The 16,246-nt window shown below is 59.6% G+C and carries 14 protein-coding genes and 1 pseudogene; 8 read left to right on the top strand and 7 right to left on the bottom strand.

Going from position 1 to position 16,246, the window contains the following annotated elements:
• Window positions 1-161 precede the first annotated feature (161 nt).
• Window positions 162-599 (bottom strand): hypothetical protein, encoded by a 438-nt coding sequence (locus LB572_RS13835; protein WP_224668098.1) that lies wholly within the window; start codon window positions 597-599, stop codon window positions 162-164.
• A gap of 244 nt (window positions 600-843) precedes the next feature.
• On the opposite strand from LB572_RS13835, the gene LB572_RS13830 reads away from it, so the two are divergent.
• Window positions 844-1,071, top strand: coding sequence for a helix-turn-helix domain-containing protein (locus LB572_RS13830; RefSeq protein ID WP_224668234.1), 228 nt, complete (start codon window positions 844-846; stop codon window positions 1,069-1,071).
• 328 nt (window positions 1,072-1,399) lie between these two features.
• Here LB572_RS13830 and LB572_RS13825 read toward each other — a convergent pair whose 3' ends face one another.
• The 5 genes from LB572_RS13825 to LB572_RS13805 form a co-directional block, all read right to left on the bottom strand.
• The gene (locus tag LB572_RS13825) at window positions 1,400-2,752 is read right to left on the bottom strand and encodes a Dyp-type peroxidase (RefSeq protein WP_224668097.1); all 1,353 of its coding nucleotides are present in this window, start codon (window positions 2,750-2,752) and stop codon (window positions 1,400-1,402) included.
• Window positions 2,736-3,254: a hypothetical protein gene (locus tag LB572_RS13820; RefSeq protein WP_224668096.1), complete on the bottom strand. Its 519-nt coding sequence runs from the start codon at window positions 3,252-3,254 to the stop codon at window positions 2,736-2,738. Before LB572_RS13820 ends, LB572_RS13825 begins: the two co-directional genes overlap by 17 nt.
• A complete protein-coding gene (locus LB572_RS13815; protein ID WP_224668095.1) occupies window positions 3,254-3,670 on the bottom strand; it encodes a nuclear transport factor 2 family protein in 417 nt (138 codons plus the stop codon). Before LB572_RS13815 ends, LB572_RS13820 begins: the two co-directional genes overlap by 1 nt.
• A gap of 2 nt (window positions 3,671-3,672) precedes the next feature.
• Complete coding sequence (locus LB572_RS13810; RefSeq protein WP_224668094.1) at window positions 3,673-4,641, bottom strand: catalase; 969 nt, start codon at window positions 4,639-4,641, stop codon at window positions 3,673-3,675.
• A gap of 99 nt (window positions 4,642-4,740) precedes the next feature.
• The gene (locus tag LB572_RS13805; RefSeq protein WP_224668093.1) at window positions 4,741-6,417 is read right to left on the bottom strand and encodes a hypothetical protein; all 1,677 of its coding nucleotides are present in this window, start codon (window positions 6,415-6,417) and stop codon (window positions 4,741-4,743) included.
• A 288-nt stretch (window positions 6,418-6,705) separates the two neighbouring features.
• On the opposite strand from LB572_RS13805, the gene LB572_RS13800 reads away from it, so the two are divergent.
• Genes LB572_RS13800 through LB572_RS13780 form a run of 5 tightly spaced genes read left to right on the top strand, consistent with a single transcriptional unit; the run spans window position 6,706 to window position 12,192 of the window.
• A complete protein-coding gene (locus LB572_RS13800; protein ID WP_224668092.1) occupies window positions 6,706-7,575 on the top strand; it encodes an SDR family NAD(P)-dependent oxidoreductase in 870 nt (289 codons plus the stop codon).
• A 17-nt stretch (window positions 7,576-7,592) separates the two neighbouring features.
• Window positions 7,593-8,573 (top strand): HlyD family secretion protein, encoded by a 981-nt coding sequence (locus LB572_RS13795; protein ID WP_224668091.1) that lies wholly within the window; start codon window positions 7,593-7,595, stop codon window positions 8,571-8,573.
• Window position 8,574: 1 nt separating this feature from the next.
• The gene (locus LB572_RS13790; RefSeq protein WP_224668090.1) at window positions 8,575-9,792 is read left to right on the top strand and encodes an ABC transporter permease; all 1,218 of its coding nucleotides are present in this window, start codon (window positions 8,575-8,577) and stop codon (window positions 9,790-9,792) included.
• Window positions 9,789-10,952, top strand: a complete 1,164-nt coding sequence (locus LB572_RS13785) for an ABC transporter permease (RefSeq protein WP_224668089.1) — start codon at window positions 9,789-9,791, stop codon at window positions 10,950-10,952. The genes LB572_RS13790 and LB572_RS13785 overlap by 4 nt, the downstream gene beginning before the upstream one ends.
• Window positions 10,939-12,192 carry an NAD(P)/FAD-dependent oxidoreductase gene (locus LB572_RS13780; protein WP_224668088.1) on the top strand — a complete coding sequence of 418 codons (1,254 nt, stop codon included), beginning with the start codon at window positions 10,939-10,941 and terminating at the stop codon, window positions 12,190-12,192. The genes LB572_RS13785 and LB572_RS13780 overlap by 14 nt, the downstream gene beginning before the upstream one ends.
• 683 nt (window positions 12,193-12,875) lie before the next feature.
• Here LB572_RS13780 and LB572_RS13775 read toward each other — a convergent pair.
• A pseudogene (locus LB572_RS13775) lies at window positions 12,876-13,529 on the bottom strand (transposase); the annotation flags it as partial.
• 93 nt (window positions 13,530-13,622) lie between these two features.
• Here LB572_RS13775 and LB572_RS13770 point away from each other — a divergent pair.
• A complete protein-coding gene (locus LB572_RS13770) occupies window positions 13,623-14,297 on the top strand; it encodes a hypothetical protein (protein WP_224668087.1) in 675 nt (224 codons plus the stop codon).
• Between the two features lie 28 nt (window positions 14,298-14,325).
• Window positions 14,326-16,242 (top strand): hypothetical protein, encoded by a 1,917-nt coding sequence (locus tag LB572_RS13765; protein ID WP_224668086.1) that lies wholly within the window; start codon window positions 14,326-14,328, stop codon window positions 16,240-16,242.
• The last annotated feature ends 4 nt before the right edge of the window (window positions 16,243-16,246 follow it).

Below are 16,246 nucleotides of genomic sequence, written 5' to 3'. Positions count from 1 at the left end.
GCTCTCCCAATGGTGGATCGACCCACCATCAGAGGCCCCCGGATGACGAAGAAAAGAACGAAGTTCATGGCGTAGGGCCGCAGCGTGCAATGACTTGCGCCCTGCGGTTTCGTCTTAGTCGTCAAGGTCGGGCTGCAGGCGATAAGTGGTGAGGGAACGGGTTACAAGACCGCTACGTCGCCACGGTGCTCCGCCGCGCCTTCCTCTTCCAGCGCCTCGACCAGCTTGACTGCGGACTCCCAATGTTTGGCAACATCGCTCCGCGTCGTTTCCCGGCTCCGGCGACCAGCCGGCAAGTCTCCCGCGATCGCCTTTAAGTCACGCAGTACGGATGCGATATGCGGCCACGGAAAGTCGGTAGGGTCACCAATATCCCGATCGGCGCCGACGATCATTTCTAACTTAGCCACAATGCCGGCAAGGGAGGAGGCAGCGTGCTCCGGGATTGCGTCCTGAAGTCTGAGGGCCTCGGTCATGGCGAAGACTTCAGCTTCACAAGCTACTGCATGCCTTAAGTCGACATCAAATTGATCAACTGCCATTCGCGCCGGGCGGGATCGACCTGCAGTCAATACCTGGATTCCGGTATTGGCGATCATTCGTGCCTCTAACCGCTGCTGCACCCGACACAGCAGCAGCGAGGTATATCGAGCCTGTAGCCAGTCGACCCATAAGACAAAAGCGGGATCTAGGGAGCTACTGCTACCGGCTGAAATCTCAGAGGTGCCCTTCATTTTCAATCACCGTGTGCTGACGACGGGGTGTCGTTCTATAGCATACTCAATGACGAATAGGAACTATCGTTCCTGGAATGATCGTTCCATTCACGAGTTATCTCTCGGGATGGATCTCAGAGAGAATCTTGCTCTTAATTTGCGCCAAGCCAGAAACAGCCGGCACATGACGCAAGAGGAATTGGCAGAGCGCTCCGGTCTGAGCGCCCGCTACATAGGTGCCATTGAACGCGCTGATGTTTCGGCAAGCGTCACGGTTCTTGGGCGCATCGCCGACGCGCTAGGAATGGAGCCGGAAGCACTCATTCGCAAAGCGAAAAGCAGTCGTTCAGAATAGGTCCGCGCGAAGCCGCTCGCGAGCGCGCCATAAACAGCGCCGTAGCGAGCGAGCGGCGGGTTTGCGCCTGTTCTCCGCCGTTGAAATGAGTTCGGTTGGTTCCCGAAAGCTGATATCGCGCTGGTGGGCCGTGAATACCCACTACGTCGGCCCAATCGCGGCAAGACCGTTTGGCTTATTGCAAACTGTGCTCCCGCACGCCTTTTCAGCCGGCAGGTGGACCCACCGACCGAAATCTCACCCAGGCACCTCGATGCAAGGTTGTAACTGGCGGTTACAACGTGAATGACACTTTTGGGATGACCCTGCCGGCTCTGGCGGCGGCCTCTCAGGAAGGCTGATTTGCTAGCCAGCGCAACCCCGTCAGGCTGGGCAGGAACACGTGTTCGCCACCCCTGACGGCGGTGAATTCTGGAAGGCCGGCGACTCGCTTTCGCACGGGCCGCGCCGGAAATTGGTAGTCGTCGGCTTTATCCCTGCGGCCGACGATAGGATCGGTCCGCGCGCCCTGCGAAACGAAGTCACCGTCGTTAATCCACTGGGCTTGGACAAACTCGAACTGACGGCCGGGATTGGCGTTTATCAGGGCCAGCACGATGCCACGGTCGATGCCGTCGTCCGTCGTGGCGCCGGCGGGCAGCGAAGGCCCATAAGAAAAGCCGCGGCGGAGAACACGGTGAAGGCGGATATCGGTGAGGGATTCCTTCAGGGCATCTCGTGGATTCACACGCCGGATATGACTTCCGACCGGGGTCCTTTTCCCGTCCGGGTCGGCAGCGTGGTACTTGAAATCATTATTGCGTTGCGGGTCTTTGGCCAGTTCCAGATCATCGCGGTCGGGTGTCAGTGCGAGTGGCGCGCCGCTTCGCCATCGCCCCATCATCTTGGCGGCAAGAAATTCCTCGCCTCCGTCCATGCCGCTTCCATTGGCACGCAGAAAACCGCGGAAGTTCGAGACGTCCTGCCAGATTTTCCTGATCGCGATGAACGTCCCGTTTCTCCAGAGCGCTTTCGGCGCTTCGAGGGCTGCGGTTATCCCAAGCTCGTTTTCATAGCCGAGCACGAACTCACCCGGTTTGACGATGTCCTGCCCCGGAAAGGGCGCGCCGCCCTGTCCCTCGATAAACGGCCGACTGATACCGTCGGTAAATCCGAAATGCTCGCGCAATGTTGGAGGCACGCCGACATCCAACTGCTTGATCAATTGCACGCCGGCGATGCCCTGAAGAGCCGATTGGCCGAGCGCTAACTTGGCCTCTTTGAGAACAAGGCTTCCAGCCATGACCAAAAGACCGATGTCGAATCCATTGCCTCCATGCGGGAGATCCCAGTTCTCGGGCGAGCTTTGACCAACGTCCCCCAGATAGCCGGCACGCGCGGCCATGCCCTGGCGAAATTCGGGAGGAAAGGCGTCAAGCACCGCGCTATCCGCGACAAGCTTCGCTAGGCCGGAATGCGTAAAGACCACGTTGATCCATGCATTCTCGGGTGGATCATCCCAGTCTGCAGCAGATGTGACATGCGGCACGAGCCGTTCCAAAAGCATGCGTGCATCGGACGCGTCATGGATGGTGAACATGAGGTATGAGCCGAAATACGGCATGGGACGGTTCCTTAGAACCGTACCTTGAATGTCGGCGAGTTCGAGCAAAGCAGCCATCGCTTCAACCAGCTGCGTCAAGCATGTCGCCGACGGCTTTGGACAGTTTCTCCATCCTTTTGATGTCGCGTACTGTTGAATCTGGCGCGCCGACGTAGAAGAACTCGGCGGGGATAAGCAGGCTTTTGACCCATTCGGCGGCCTTGGGGCTGCTCATGCCTGGATACCCCTCGAGCACCCCCGTGCCGATTGCGTCCAACCACGGCCCCGCTTGCGTGGTGATGTCGACCAGATAGGGTTCGAAGTCGCCATCATATACGAGCGAGAGAATGAAACGCGTATCGTTGTCGAACAACAGAATGCGGAAATCCTGAACCGTTCCGACCCGGCCCTCCCAATAGCCGGCCTCGGCCTGGAACTGCGGCAAGCGCTCGCGGAACAATGCGGCCCCTCCCGGAACGACATTGCCGATCATCGTCAATTCACCGCGCTTCCCGATACGCCTGCCTGGGCCGTCGGGCTGATTGGTAACGGTCTGCGCCATGACCAAACGCTCTTCGACGGGTGCAATATCTGTAGTCATCAGTGGTCTCCTTTGGCTTCGCGTGGAAGTGTAAGTTGTCTTTCGAACAGCTCACGGTCGAAATACTCTCGCTGCTCTACGATCCGGCCGTCTCGCCACTTGCAAATGACAGCAAAGGATACATCGAAGCTCCGCCCATCCGATGGCGCGCTTCCTGTAAGCCGCGCAATGGAGCAGGTCTTTTTGCCGTCCAGGCTCAGAAAGATGTCGACATAGGATTCGCTTACCAGGCAATCCGGGAACATCGCGCAGAAACGCTGCGCTCTCAGCACATGCTCGGCCTTGTCGTGTGGATCGACATCGCCGGACATCCAGGCAATCAGGTCATCGTCCAGAAGAGCTGCATAGTCCGCCCATTGCCGGCGATTCCAAGCGGCGTCTATGGAGCGCATGCTTTCAAGGTTGCGCCTGCCCACGATCAGCCTCCGGTTTGCGCGCCTTTGGCAGCTTGCGCTTGCCAACCGCCACTTCGCTGTGCCGCCGACGCCTCGTAGACGCCTCGCCTGATCTGCAGGATGGGATCGTCGGTGGCTTCGATCCCATCGACGAGCATCGTTGGATCATGGTTCATAAGCAGGTCGCCGATCTCGGCTTCCGTGGTAGGAGTGGTCACTGTCAGGCGCCCGATACGCACACGATCGCGACCGTCTGGCCAAAGCGCAGTCGCATCGTTCAGTGGATCGCCGTCCTGGCCAATCTCTAGCTCGAGTTCGAACTCGGCGGATGCAGACTTGAGCCGCTCGCTCATTTCGTCGAACAGCACATCCACGCTCTCATGAGTGAGGCTTTCGGGATCTTGCCCCTTCACACCGTCGAGCGGAATCCAATGACATCGGACATGGGTCACTTCCCCGCTGGCGTTGATGTAACGGAAAACGTGGACGGCGTGGAACTCGGTGTTACCGAAGCTCACTGGCGCCTGTGCGGCGGCCCGCATTTTAAAGACGTTCATCACATTGGGGTTTGCGGCAAGGAAAGCATCTAATCCCGCCTTGTTGATGCCGCCCCCGGGCTCGCTCGGCTGGGCGGAATTCACCAAGCCCACGAACTGTTCGATCGTATTGGCGAAGAATAGCTTCTGACTGAGCATCACGATATTCGTGACGCGTCCATCAGGAAGGTAGAAACGTGTGGCCATCCCGACCGTGGCATTGAAAAAGGCATGTGGATTGCCGCCGCCTTTGGAGAAGCGCACGGTAATCGGGATTTCCTGCCCTTGCAGATGGATCGCGCGAGTAAAGCGTTTCGCAGCGTCGTAAGCCCTGAACACACCCTTATAGAGCCGTCCGTCGGCGTGGAGTGTCCGATAGCCCGGATAGTGACCAAGCACTCCGTGAATGCGATCGACTATGGTATCGGCGCTGCGGTACTGGCTGTTCTGGCTCACGTCGAGGTTCCCTGTGTTCGATGGAACCATAGAGACGCCAAACCTGCGGCGGGAAGTGAGCGCTGCTTCCGCTAACTGTTAGCGGGTGAGGCGAGGCGGTTAAGAAATACGCATCGCCTCCAGCCGGTCCAGCAACGACTTGTATTCCCTGGCATTCCGCACAAAGTCGAACCGTACGTCGGTCCGCATCCAGACAGTTGCAAGCTCTCGCCGATCCAATGCTGACGTCAGATGTTCGAATACGGATGCTTCGTCCGCGACGGAAGCAGCTAGCGAGGCGTGCGCAAAGTGGCTGGCCTTGTGATTTCCCGACCTCAACAAACTGACCGCGCGATCCGGCCTGCCGAGCCAGGCTTCAATCTCGACGTCCGCAAATACGATCTGCGGGTGACTCGCCAGAACGTGGCTCAACGGCTTGGCGCATTCTCGTGCCCCTTCATCGTTCTTGCCGAAATGGTTGCCAAGCGCCAGATAGAACAAGGCTTCGATCGGAGCATTGCGCAACGCGACCGTCTGGCCTTGGATGCGCATGCTGTCGAAACGCCTCGACTGGAATCGGCTCACGGCTTCCGCAATGTCTTGCTGCTGGGAGAATGGTTCGATCCGTCGCGCCTCGCGAAACATGCGCTCGGCGTCGTCCGCCAAGCCGAGTGCGGCGAGATAGGACCCATATACGCGCGCCGTTCGAGAGCTGTAGCCAAACTGAAGCGCTGCCTCGAAACTTGCTTCGGCGGCCTTGCGGTCGCGTTCAAGCCAAGCTTGGACGGTGGCAAGAGCAGTCAGTGCCTCCGTGGATTGAGGGTCGATTTCCAAGGCGCGCGTCGCGGCGGGTCTAGCCCGGGCAAGGGCGGACTTCGCGTCCAGGATGCCGATCCGGAACATGTCACAATGGCAATCGGCAATTCCCGAGTGTCCGCGTGCGTAGTCGGGCGCGGTCTCGGCAACATCGGTAAAAATCGCCAGGGCCTCGCGCAAGGATTCAGGCACCTGCCTGTCGAGCAATTGGCGGGCGCGGTAAACCTTGGCGTGCGATTGAATCGCGACAGGCCCCGGGCTGATCTCCCGAGCCCGCATCTTGGAACTGTCGAAGCGGAGGCGGCTGACCAAGGTCGTCGCGATACGCTCCGGCAGGACGATTCGATCCTCAGAGGCGCCCTCGAACCGGTCGGACGTGACGACGAATCCCCGTGGATCCGCCACTTCGATCGTAACCCTGATTGCACCCGCCTGATCCCGCACGGTGCCCTGCACCACGGCATTCACCCCCAACTCGGTCGCCAGTTCTGGAATTGACAGCTGCTTGTCCTTAAAGGCAAACGTCACTGACCGCGACTGGATGCTGATGCCGGGTTCAGACCCCAAGGCATACATCAGTTCATCGGTTAGACTGTCGGCAAATTCCATCGTCGAGGGGTCGGGAGAGATGGGCCGCATCGGCATGACTGCCACCAAAGTGCCGGGACCGCGACGAAAAATCGCTTTCGGGCTCTGATCCGAATCGGCCGGCCCGGGTCCCTCGAGGCCATCGTTCCAGCGGAATACAGGCGTGTAGCTTCCGGTCGGAATCGATATGGTCAAGCTGTCAGACTGGCCATAGTTCGAGATATGCTCCAGGAGCTTGCGCCTCAGACGTCTGGCCTCGACCCTTACCGTTGAATCGACCCGAGGATCGTAGGGCGGCTCACGCCGGTACACTGTATTACCAATCACGGCTTCTTTCAGCTCGCGGCCGCGCCCAGCCAATGTCTCCTCGACGACATAGGTAAGCAATGCCACAAGCCGCTCCGATCCAAGGAAAGCGGGACTTTTTTGCAGGACACTTAGCTGTTCTCGGACAACTGAAGCCGAAGGCTCAGTTTTCATTTCCGCCAACCCCCGATTTGCTCCTCAAAGTGCGTCTCCTGTCGCCGATCGTCAATGCGTCCCGGCGCGTCAGAGCAAAGCATCACCGAACGGACTAACGTCGCACAGCTGTTAGACCCGCCCAACTAACATGCGGCTAACTTCCATCAGTGCAGTAACAGTCTACGCTCCCCCAGCAATTGAAGCAGCACGGAACGGAGCATGACGGACCAATCAGAAATCGACCTCGCTGGCAAGGTGGCGGTGATCACCGGCGGCGCCAGTGGAATTGGGCTTGCGCTTGCAGTTGCTGCGGCCCGCAAAGGAATGAAAGTCGCACTAGCCGATCTGAGTGAGGAAAGGCTCAAAGTCGCCAAGGAGACGGTAGAGGCAGCGGGCGCACGGACCATCACTGTGCGAACCGACGTCAGCAAACTTGACGACGTCGTCGCGCTTCGGGACGCTGCGTCGCAGGCGCTCGGCGATCCCTGGCTGGTCGCCAACAATGCCGGCATCACCAAGCTTGCGCTTAGCTGGGATCACAGTGAAGCGGACTGGAAGCGGATGTTCGACATCAATGTCGGCGGTGTCGTCAACGGCCTTCTCGCCTTTCTTCCGGGTCTGCGGGAGCGCAAGTCCGGCCACATCCTCAACACCGCATCGGCCGCCGGACTGATCACCATCCCGGCCGCGTCCGCCTATGTTGCGAGCAAGCATGCCGTGGTCGGCCTGTCGGAGACGCTCTATCGCGAATTGCTGGCGAGCCATTCGGGCGTCGGGGTCTCCGTGCTCTGCCCTGCGCTGGTCAAGACCAACATCATGAAATCGGAGACGACAGGCGCGGCGCCGTCAGCGGATGCAATGAATTCCTCACATGCGATGGAGCCAGGCGATGTCGCCAATCAGGTCTTCGACGCAATAGCCACCCGACAATTCTGGATTTTGACGCATGCGGCCCATATGGAGCCTTATATCCGCTCGCGGACGATCGAGATTGTGAGCCAGCTCAATCCCAGCCGCGCCAGCATCGACCCCGATGTCGCCCGTTCCTCGACCGCGATCACGGGCGTCGATTTCCTCGCGTCGACTTAGACAGCTGGGATATCGATATGGCCAGGGTTCTAAGGATACTTATCGGCCTTGGCTGCCTCGGCGGTCTTGGCGTCCTCTTGTGGTTTGCGACGCTGCCCCCGCCACTCGTCATCCAAGGCGAGGTGTCCGCCGACCGTGTCGATGTGAGTCCGCGTGTATCGGGCCGTGTAGTTCAGTTGAATTTTGATGTCGGCGATATCGTAAAGCGTGGCGACATCCTCACGATGCTCGAAAGTCCGGAACTGCTCGCGGCCATGCACTCGACGGAAGCGGCACTTTCGGTGGCAGAAGCGGATCTCATGCGGGTGAACAGCACTCGTTTCGAGGTGATCGCTGCGCGCAAGGCTGAGGTCAAGGCGGCTTCGGCCGATGTCCTCCTTTATCAGGCGGATCAGGAACGACAGGCAAAGCTCGTCGCGACAGGGGCCTCTCCTCAGGCTCGCGCCGATGAGTCCAACCGCAATCTCGAAGCGGCACTCCGGTCACGTGAGGCCGCGCAGGCAAATCTGGACCTCGCGACGGCCGGGGCCAGCAAGGAGGAGCGTTCGCTTGCCGCGGCAAAGGTCGAGCAGGCCAAGGCTACGCTCAATCAACAGCAGACCGATCTGAAGGAATTGACTGTTTTCGCCCCGATTGACGGACAGGTGACCACTCGCGTCGCGGAAATGGGCGAGAATTTCAGCGCCGGATCGCCGCTCTTCTCGATCATCGACGTCGATCATCCCTGGTTCACGTTCAATATGCGCGAGGACCTGCTCAAGGGCCTCCACGTGGGCGAAACCTTCCAGGTCACGGTCCCCGCGCTCAAGAATGCAGCGATCGACGTCAAGGTCACCGTAATAAACGCCCAAGGCCAGTATGCGACCTGGCGCGCCACGCGGGCCACCGGAGATTTTGACCTCAGGACCTTCGAGGTCAGAGCGAGTCCCGTCTCTGCAGTCGTGGGACTTCGACCCGGAATGAGCGCTATCGCTTCCTGGCCCAGGGCGGAACAATGACATGTCGGCGACAGCTCATTTCAAGCCGAGCTTGCTTCTCGTGTTTGTTCGAGAGGCGGCGCAGTTCAAGAAACAGCCTTTCTTGCCGTTTCTGACAATCCTCCTACCGCTGATCCTGATGGGTGTGCTGGCTTTGGTGTTCAGCCAGGGCTTGGCAACACGACTGCCTGTCGCGGTTCTGAATCTCGATGGCAGCGACCTGTCGCGCACGATCGTAAGAACCGTGGATGCCACGCCCGACACTGCCACGGCGATCAATGTCAGTAATTTGGCGGAAGGCCGACGGCTGATCCTGTCCGGGAGCGTGCATGGCCTGCTCATGATCCCGCAAAACCTCGAACGCGATGTCCTTGCGGGTCGGCGGCCTGAAGTCGTGTTCTTCTACAACACCCAGACCATGACGACCGGCAATCTCACGCTTCGCGGCGTCAACGCCGCACTGGCAAGCGTCGAGGGGTCAATAAGGCTGTCGCTGCGGACGTCTAACGGGCAGCCCGCCGATATCGCGCAGGCATCGCTCTCGCCTATACCCGTCCAAGTCAACCCGCTATTCAATCCAACTCTGAACTACAGCCATTTCCTGCTCGCCGCCTTGTTGCCCGCGGTCCTCCAGATAGTGATCGTGACGACAACGGCGTATTCAGTCGGCCATGATGCCGAAACGCTGCATCGGTTGCGTGTCTTGCGCCGTCTCGGGGGTGGCCTGTGGTCGGCCATGCTAGGCAAGCTTTTGCCCTACACCCTTGTCTTCCTGTTCGTTCTGGGCGTTGCCGATGCCTTCATGTTCATGGTCTATCACCTGCCGCTACGGGGCGACCGAACGGTGTTCCTCTGCGCGGGTGTCCTCTTCATCCTCGCCAACCAGCTCTTTGGCGCGCTGCTCGCTCTAGTCCTGCGCCCAATGCCGATGGCCATCAGCATCGGTACGCTGATCACTGCCCCTGCGTTCGGCTTCATGGGCGTCGGCTTTCCCCGCATCGGCATGAACTCCTTCGCCTATCACTGGAGTGAAATCTTGCCGGGCACCTGGTACCTGATGGCCCGCGTGGACCAGACGCTTCGTGGTGCGCCGCTCGATCTTTCCCTCAGGCCGTTGGCGATCCTGCTGTTCATGGTGGTGTCGCTCGCGTCACTCACGGCTCTTCGTCTCGAAGCGATCCGGCGCCGTCGGGAGCGATCGTCAATGGCGGCTTCCGCTGAAGCAAAGGTCTCTTCATGACTGGGGTGTTCGCGGTCTGGATAATCGAACTCAAACGCATCTTCTCTCTGCGCCCCGCCTTTTCGGTGCTGATCCTTGCGATCATTCTTTATTCGATCTTCTATCCTCAGCCCTATCGCAACGAGGCGTTGCGGGATGTGCCGATCGTATTGGTAGACTTGGACGGAACGGAGAGCAGCCGCCAGTTCGCACGTCGGCTGGACGCCTCCGCCGACGTCGCGATCGCCTCCGTCCTCCCGGATGAAGCAAGCGCGGAACGCGAAGTGTTCGCCCGAAATCTCTACGGCATTCTCATCATCCCGCACTATTTCGAGCGCGACCTGCTTCACGGCCGGGCATCTCCCATCGCGCTTTACGCCGATGCAAGCTACTTTCTCATTTATTCCAGGATTTCGGGTGCGGTCACCGCGCTTGCCAAGACGGTAGGCGCGGAAGTGGAAACCGGCCGATTGATGGCTGCCCATGTTGATCCGGCGATCGCCATGGCCGCGTCCGATCCGATGCCTTTGGTTGCCATCCCTCTCTTCAACCCGCAGGGTGGATATGCAACCTATATCCTGCCGGCAGCCTTCGTGTTGCTGCTTCAGCAGATACTTCTGATCGGTGTCGGCTTGCTCGGCACCTATCCCAATCCGGAGCTTGCCAGGCTTCCGGCGGAAGGCGCCGGGCCAGGCTCACGAGTGGTCGGAAAACTGCTCGCCTATTTGACCCTTCAACTCGCAGTGTTCGGGTTCTACTTGATCGTCCTGCCTTACCTCTACGGGATACCGAGGCTCGGCTCTGTGGGGAGTGTCGCTGTCGTGTCGTTGCCATTCATCGTAGCTGTGGCAAGCCTTGCCATGGTGATAGCGAAACTTTTCCGAAGCCCTGTCGTGGTGCAACTCGTGGCCGCCGCGATCGGCATGCCGTTTCTGTTCCTCGCCGGCTTTTCTTGGCCCACGGAGGCGATCCCGGAACCCATCAGATCGGCCGCGCTGGTCATTCCCAGCACAAGCGCAATCAACGCGCTGGTGAATGTCGGCCAACTCGGCGCGACGCTTTCCGACGTCCGGTCACAAACACTGACCCTGGGAGGCCTGGCGGTGGGTTATCTGCTGCTGGCGATCCTGCTTGAAGCACTCCCGGGGCGTAAGAGGAGAACACCCCATGTCACGGCATAGGATAGTGGTGATCGGATCTGGCTTTGGCGGCGCGACCCTGGTGGATTCGCTCAGAGGGCTCGACGTCGAAATAACCCTGATCGACCGCAGGAACCATCATTTATTCCAGCCTCTGCTTTACCAAGTCGCCACTGCCGTCCTGTCGCCCGCCGACATAGCCTGGCCGATCCGACGGCTATTCCGCGACCGCGGGAATGTGACGACGATCCTCGGTGAAGTCGCGAATGTCGATACCTTGAACCAGAATGTGATATTGGCCGACGGAAACGAACTACCTTACGACACCTTGGTTCTGGCCACTGGGGCCACCCACGCCTATTTCGGCCACGAGGACTGGGCAAGCGCGGCCCCAGGGCTGAAGACGGTGGAGGATGCGCTGGAAATCCGCAGCCGCATACTCGAAGCGTTCGAGGCAGCCGAAAAGACCGGCGATCCCGACGAACAGGATGCATTCTTGACCTTTGCCGTGATCGGTGGCGGTCCCACTGGCGTCGAGCTCGCCGGCATGATCGCGGAGATCAGAAGCGGGCCAATGAGGCGTGAGTTTCGACGCATCGACACGCGACGGGCAAGAGTGTTGCTTGTCGAGGCGGGTCCGCGGCTGCTTGCGGCTTTTCCGCCGAAGCTCAGCGACTACGCCCGGCACGCCTTAGAGAGGTGTCGGGTCGAAGTCAGAACGGGTCAGCCGGTGACGGACTGCAATCGCGATCATATCGTCGTCAACCAGTCGCGGATCGCGTGTAGAACGACGATCTGGGCGGCTGGCGTGAAGGCGTCGTCTGCGGCGCTCTGGCTTGGCACAACGGCCGACAAGGCGGGGCGCGTGATCGTCGACGAGCAGCTGAGCGTGCCGGGCCGGCCCGGGATTTTCGCCATCGGCGACACCGCCTCGGTGAAGCAGAAAGACGGAAGCTCGGTCCCAGGTGTCGCGCCAGCCGCCAAGCAACAGGCAAAATATCTGGCGAAACTGATCCGCGGCCGCCTACGGGGGAAGCCTGGAAACGAACCAGCCTTCGTCTACCGCAACCAAGGCAGTCTGGCCACGATCGGCAAGCACGCGGCCGTCGTCGATTTCGGGTGGCTGACGGCGAAGGGTTGGATTGCCTGGTGGTTATGGGGGGTGGCGCATATCTTCTTTCTGATCGGCGTGCGGAGCCGGTTTTCCGTCGCGTGGAACTGGCTTTGGGTCGATCTGAAAGGCCAGAGAAACGCGAGGCTTATCACCGGCGGTCCTCGATAGGGAATTGCATCCGCGCCGTCGGAAAATCATCCTCCGATGTCTGCTTCAGCCTCCATCCCGTATGAGCTGTCAGTCCACTTAGGCCCCAGTGCAGACGTTAGAAGGACAACGGCAAACCCGCTATTGGCCAGCGGATGCACGTCGCACCTTGCAGATTCCCGCACCGAATCAAACGCTTAATGTGAGATCGCACATTGCAGCAAAAGCTAGCAATGTCCGAGAAATGGCTAAAACATGAGCAAAAACAGCCCACCGACCGCCGCGCAATGTGCGCCTTTTATCTTGCCGTCTTAATCGGTCGTACTTTCTGTGAATTGCTTGCAATCGTCGCTCATACTCTAATCTACGATAATACACTATTATATACTCCATGCAACGATTCCCTATTCTGACGTCGAGTTCCGATGCGCCGTGCAGTCTTCCGCGCTCTGCGACGGGGTAGCAGCGCTGCTTATTTGCAGCACGGGAACCGTCGTGGCGCACTTTTCCATCGGGCTGACGGAGCAGCATCACAGGCAATCCGGCGCGGCCCGGCCGTCTCGTGATCAGCCGGCCGCAGGCAGGATAATGAGCGTTTCGTCGTTCCTGGTCTGCATCGGTTCCCATCCGCCGGAGCGGGACTCTTGTGTCAGATGGCACCCGTCCGCGCGCCGTCGCCATGCATTTTGACTTCCGTCGCGCGCTCATCGATGCGCTCCCAAGAGCATTCGATCCCTGCGATGAGCGCGCCGGGCGGTATCGCTTCGGCTCGCCCCAGAATCGCCAACATAGAACGTACCGTCGGCCCGCATGGCGTGCCTGGCCCACGGCGACACGGGCCCTCTGGTGGCAGGAACGTTTGGCGAGCGCCTGGCCCCCCAATTCTTGAACTGTCGGGGCCCTTGAAGCACGTCATCAGCCCGAAGCCGCCTCGTAAAGCGAGCATCGCACGTCAGCATCGTCGACCTTCGATAAGCGGCCCTGAACGTCGATTGAGGTGGCCGACTGCCAACGCCGCGACGTCAGACGGAGGTACGCCGCGACGTCGCGTGAGCGGCGAAAGCGCGACGGATCATCGCTCGCCGTCATGAACGAAAGTGCTGTGACCGGACCGACGCCGGGAGTCGCCGTGAAACGTCTGCAGAGTTCGCTGTGTGCCACCATTTTGACGACGAGATTGTGCAGCCGGCAGTACTTTAGCCACAGCGCTGCACGCGCCGACAGCATGGTGTCCATCAACTCAGATGACAGAGGATCTTCCGCTACCGCGGTGTGCACCGGCTGCTCTAAGGCCCCTCGCCCGACCTTGCTCAGCTAGAGGCGAATGCCTTCAGCGAATGGCGATGGGCGTTTTCAAGTCAAAGAACTTGGCCCTCAGATTGCGAGAAACTGACCGATCTTTGGCCAGAGTTCGCCGATCGGCGGGACTCAGATAAGATGAGACAGGACGAATGAAGGGCGCTCCAAACATGGTTTCTGCAGAGCTGGTCGAAGCGCGCGAGTTTGCAAACAGGCTGCGCGAAAATCTGCCGGCTCGTATCGACGCTGCCGCTTTAGGGGTTTGGTCCAAAGCGCCGTTCCAATTGCTGTGCGCACGCGAAGCGCTGATCTGGCGGAGCGAAGAGCTGGCGCGCAATGCGTGCGATGCTCTTGAACGAGAGGATCTGAGCGTTGCCGCTCTCTTGACCCGGGCGCTTACCGAGAATGCAGCCTTGGTGTGGAAACTATGGGAGATTCTCGATGCGCGGCATAGCCATTCACCGCAAGAGCTGAACGATCTGCTGATACGGCTGCTCGTGGGCTCACGCAAATGGCCGGATGGCCCACAGGCCATGCAAATCCTGAGCTCTATCGACCGCATGGACAAAGCTGTACCGGGGGTGCGCGCCAGCTACGATAGCCTGAGTGAAATCGCACATCCGAATTGGTCCGGCGTTGCCGGACTATATTCCAAGCCCGACCCTCCACGGTATTTGACAGATTTCGGACGCGGATTGAGGGATACAAAGGGCACCGCCGACATGATCGCTAATGCGTTGCTTGGCTCGCTCGGCTTGTTCGAACTTGCCTACAATCGAATATCCGAAGCGATGCCGGAATTCCTGGCGGAACTTGAACCCATTTGATCGAATGAAACGCTCCCAGGTCGCAAGCATGGATCACGAGCAAGTGCAGAAGTCCTACGGCATCGATCAAGCGCAACTCGTCTATGGAAAGCGCCCCGACGGGACATTCGCACGTATAGGCGAGGTCGCGCGCGGGCTGGCTTGCGGCTGCGTCTGCCCAGCCTGCGATGGGCAACTGGTGGCCCGGCTGAAGGACGATCACCGGGTGGCGCATTTCGCCCACCACGATGTTGAGGCCTGTGGAGGCGGTCCGGAAACGGTTTTGCATTTGCTGGCAAAGGAAGCTTTTCGCAGCAATCCGAAGCTGATCCTGCCAGAGCGGCTTGGGCTCGATAACAAACGCGTGGTGAGGAAGCCCAGCCTAGAGGTCGAAACCGAATTCCTTCGCATTGAGTACACAGACCCCAAGAAGGTCATTCCAGACCTATACGTGCGCGCGCTCGGCTACGATCTGTTCGTTGAGGTAGCCGTCACCCACTTTGCGGACGCCGCCAAAATCCAGCTCCTCAGGGAACATAAGATCCCCGCCGTCGAAATCGATCTGTCCAAGCTTCCGCGTGACTCGCTAAGGGATGCCATCAACGAGGCGGTGCTGAAAACCGCAACTCGTCGGTGGCTTTATCATCCAGGCATCGAAGCTGCGCGGGCCAAGCAAGACGCAGACGAGCTCAAATGGCAGCAAGAACGGGGCAGGCGCGAGGCTGCGGCGACGGCCAAATACCGAAGCCGGGTCGAGCAAACAGAGGCAGCATACAGAAAGGCATTGGCGAACCCGGTCAGCCGAGACTTTGTCATCCCACGCGAGGGCGAGCTTCAAGCGATCGGTCTTGCAAAGTTTGTCGGCCGCGACGTCCCGGGCTTTGCCTGTTTTTCCGAACCGCCGGCGGTATGGCAAGCCATCATCCTGGCCGAGGTCTTTCATGATCGCTGCCTCGGCAACGCCCAGTGCAAAGCCGTGCCGATCGTCAACCATTTGGAAAAACGCCGGCTGATCCAAAAGGCCTTTCTGCGTGTGTCTGGCGAGGTGGCAGACGATGTCACCGCGATCGATGCCCGCTTCGCTCCGGCGTGGAAAGCGGTCGACAATTATCTGAAGTATCTGCTCGGCGAGGGTGTTCTTGCCCCGCAAGGCTTCGGCGTCATACTCGCCCCGGCGTTCGCCAAACCATGGAACGCGAGGACCCTAGCTGAAAACCAAAGAACCGCGTTGATTCAGGAGACCGTGCGGCGGGTAGGGTGGATACTTGGCGAGCTTCGCGAAGACGAACGCGCCGGCACAACGGTCGAGCGGTGGCTGCAATCGATCCACCAGGAATCCGGTTTGACCTATGACAAGGCACTGCGCTCAGAGGTCGAGGCGCCCAAGATCATCGGCGAAATCGAAACCATTGTGGCGATGCTGGAAGGAAACGGCCCTCTTTTCTATGGGAGCGCAGGGCTACCTATCGGCAATGCGATTTCCCGCCGCAAAGCCAAGATGGAAGAACAGGCCGAAATACGGCGCCAACGGCAGCTACTGGAAGCAAGTCGCCTTCGTCACTCGCGGCGTGATCGTTTATGTGTCGATGCGGAAACGGAGTTGAACGGCGCGGATCGAAGCGCGTTCCTGCACACCAAACGCGCGGACATGAACGATATGACGCCTGTCGAACTGGCGGAAGACAGCGAGTCTGGATTGACCCGCGCGCGGGAGGCTCTGTCGGTCTTTGTGAATCAGCGCCGCAGGGAAACCTCGGCTGCGGCCGAGAAGGCGGAATATCGAGACAAGATCACCGCTCGGGCAAACAGCTGTCTTCCTCCCAAACACGCATTGGCGTTTTTGAATGCCCCTGACGACGAGTTCGATCGAAAGTCGCCACTGCTCTATGTCAAGGACGAAACCACCTTCCAAAAAGCCTGCACGATACTCAAGCAATGGGAGAATGACGTCCCAAGCCCGTTCTGAGATT

Origin of the sequence: Mesorhizobium sp. BH1-1-5, from assembly GCF_020165615.1 — a bacterium.
Taxonomy (GTDB): Bacteria; Pseudomonadota; Alphaproteobacteria; order Rhizobiales; family Rhizobiaceae; genus Mesorhizobium.
The sequence above is the reverse complement of the archived record's forward strand: the minus strand, read 5'-3'. Positions and strand labels throughout refer to the sequence as shown.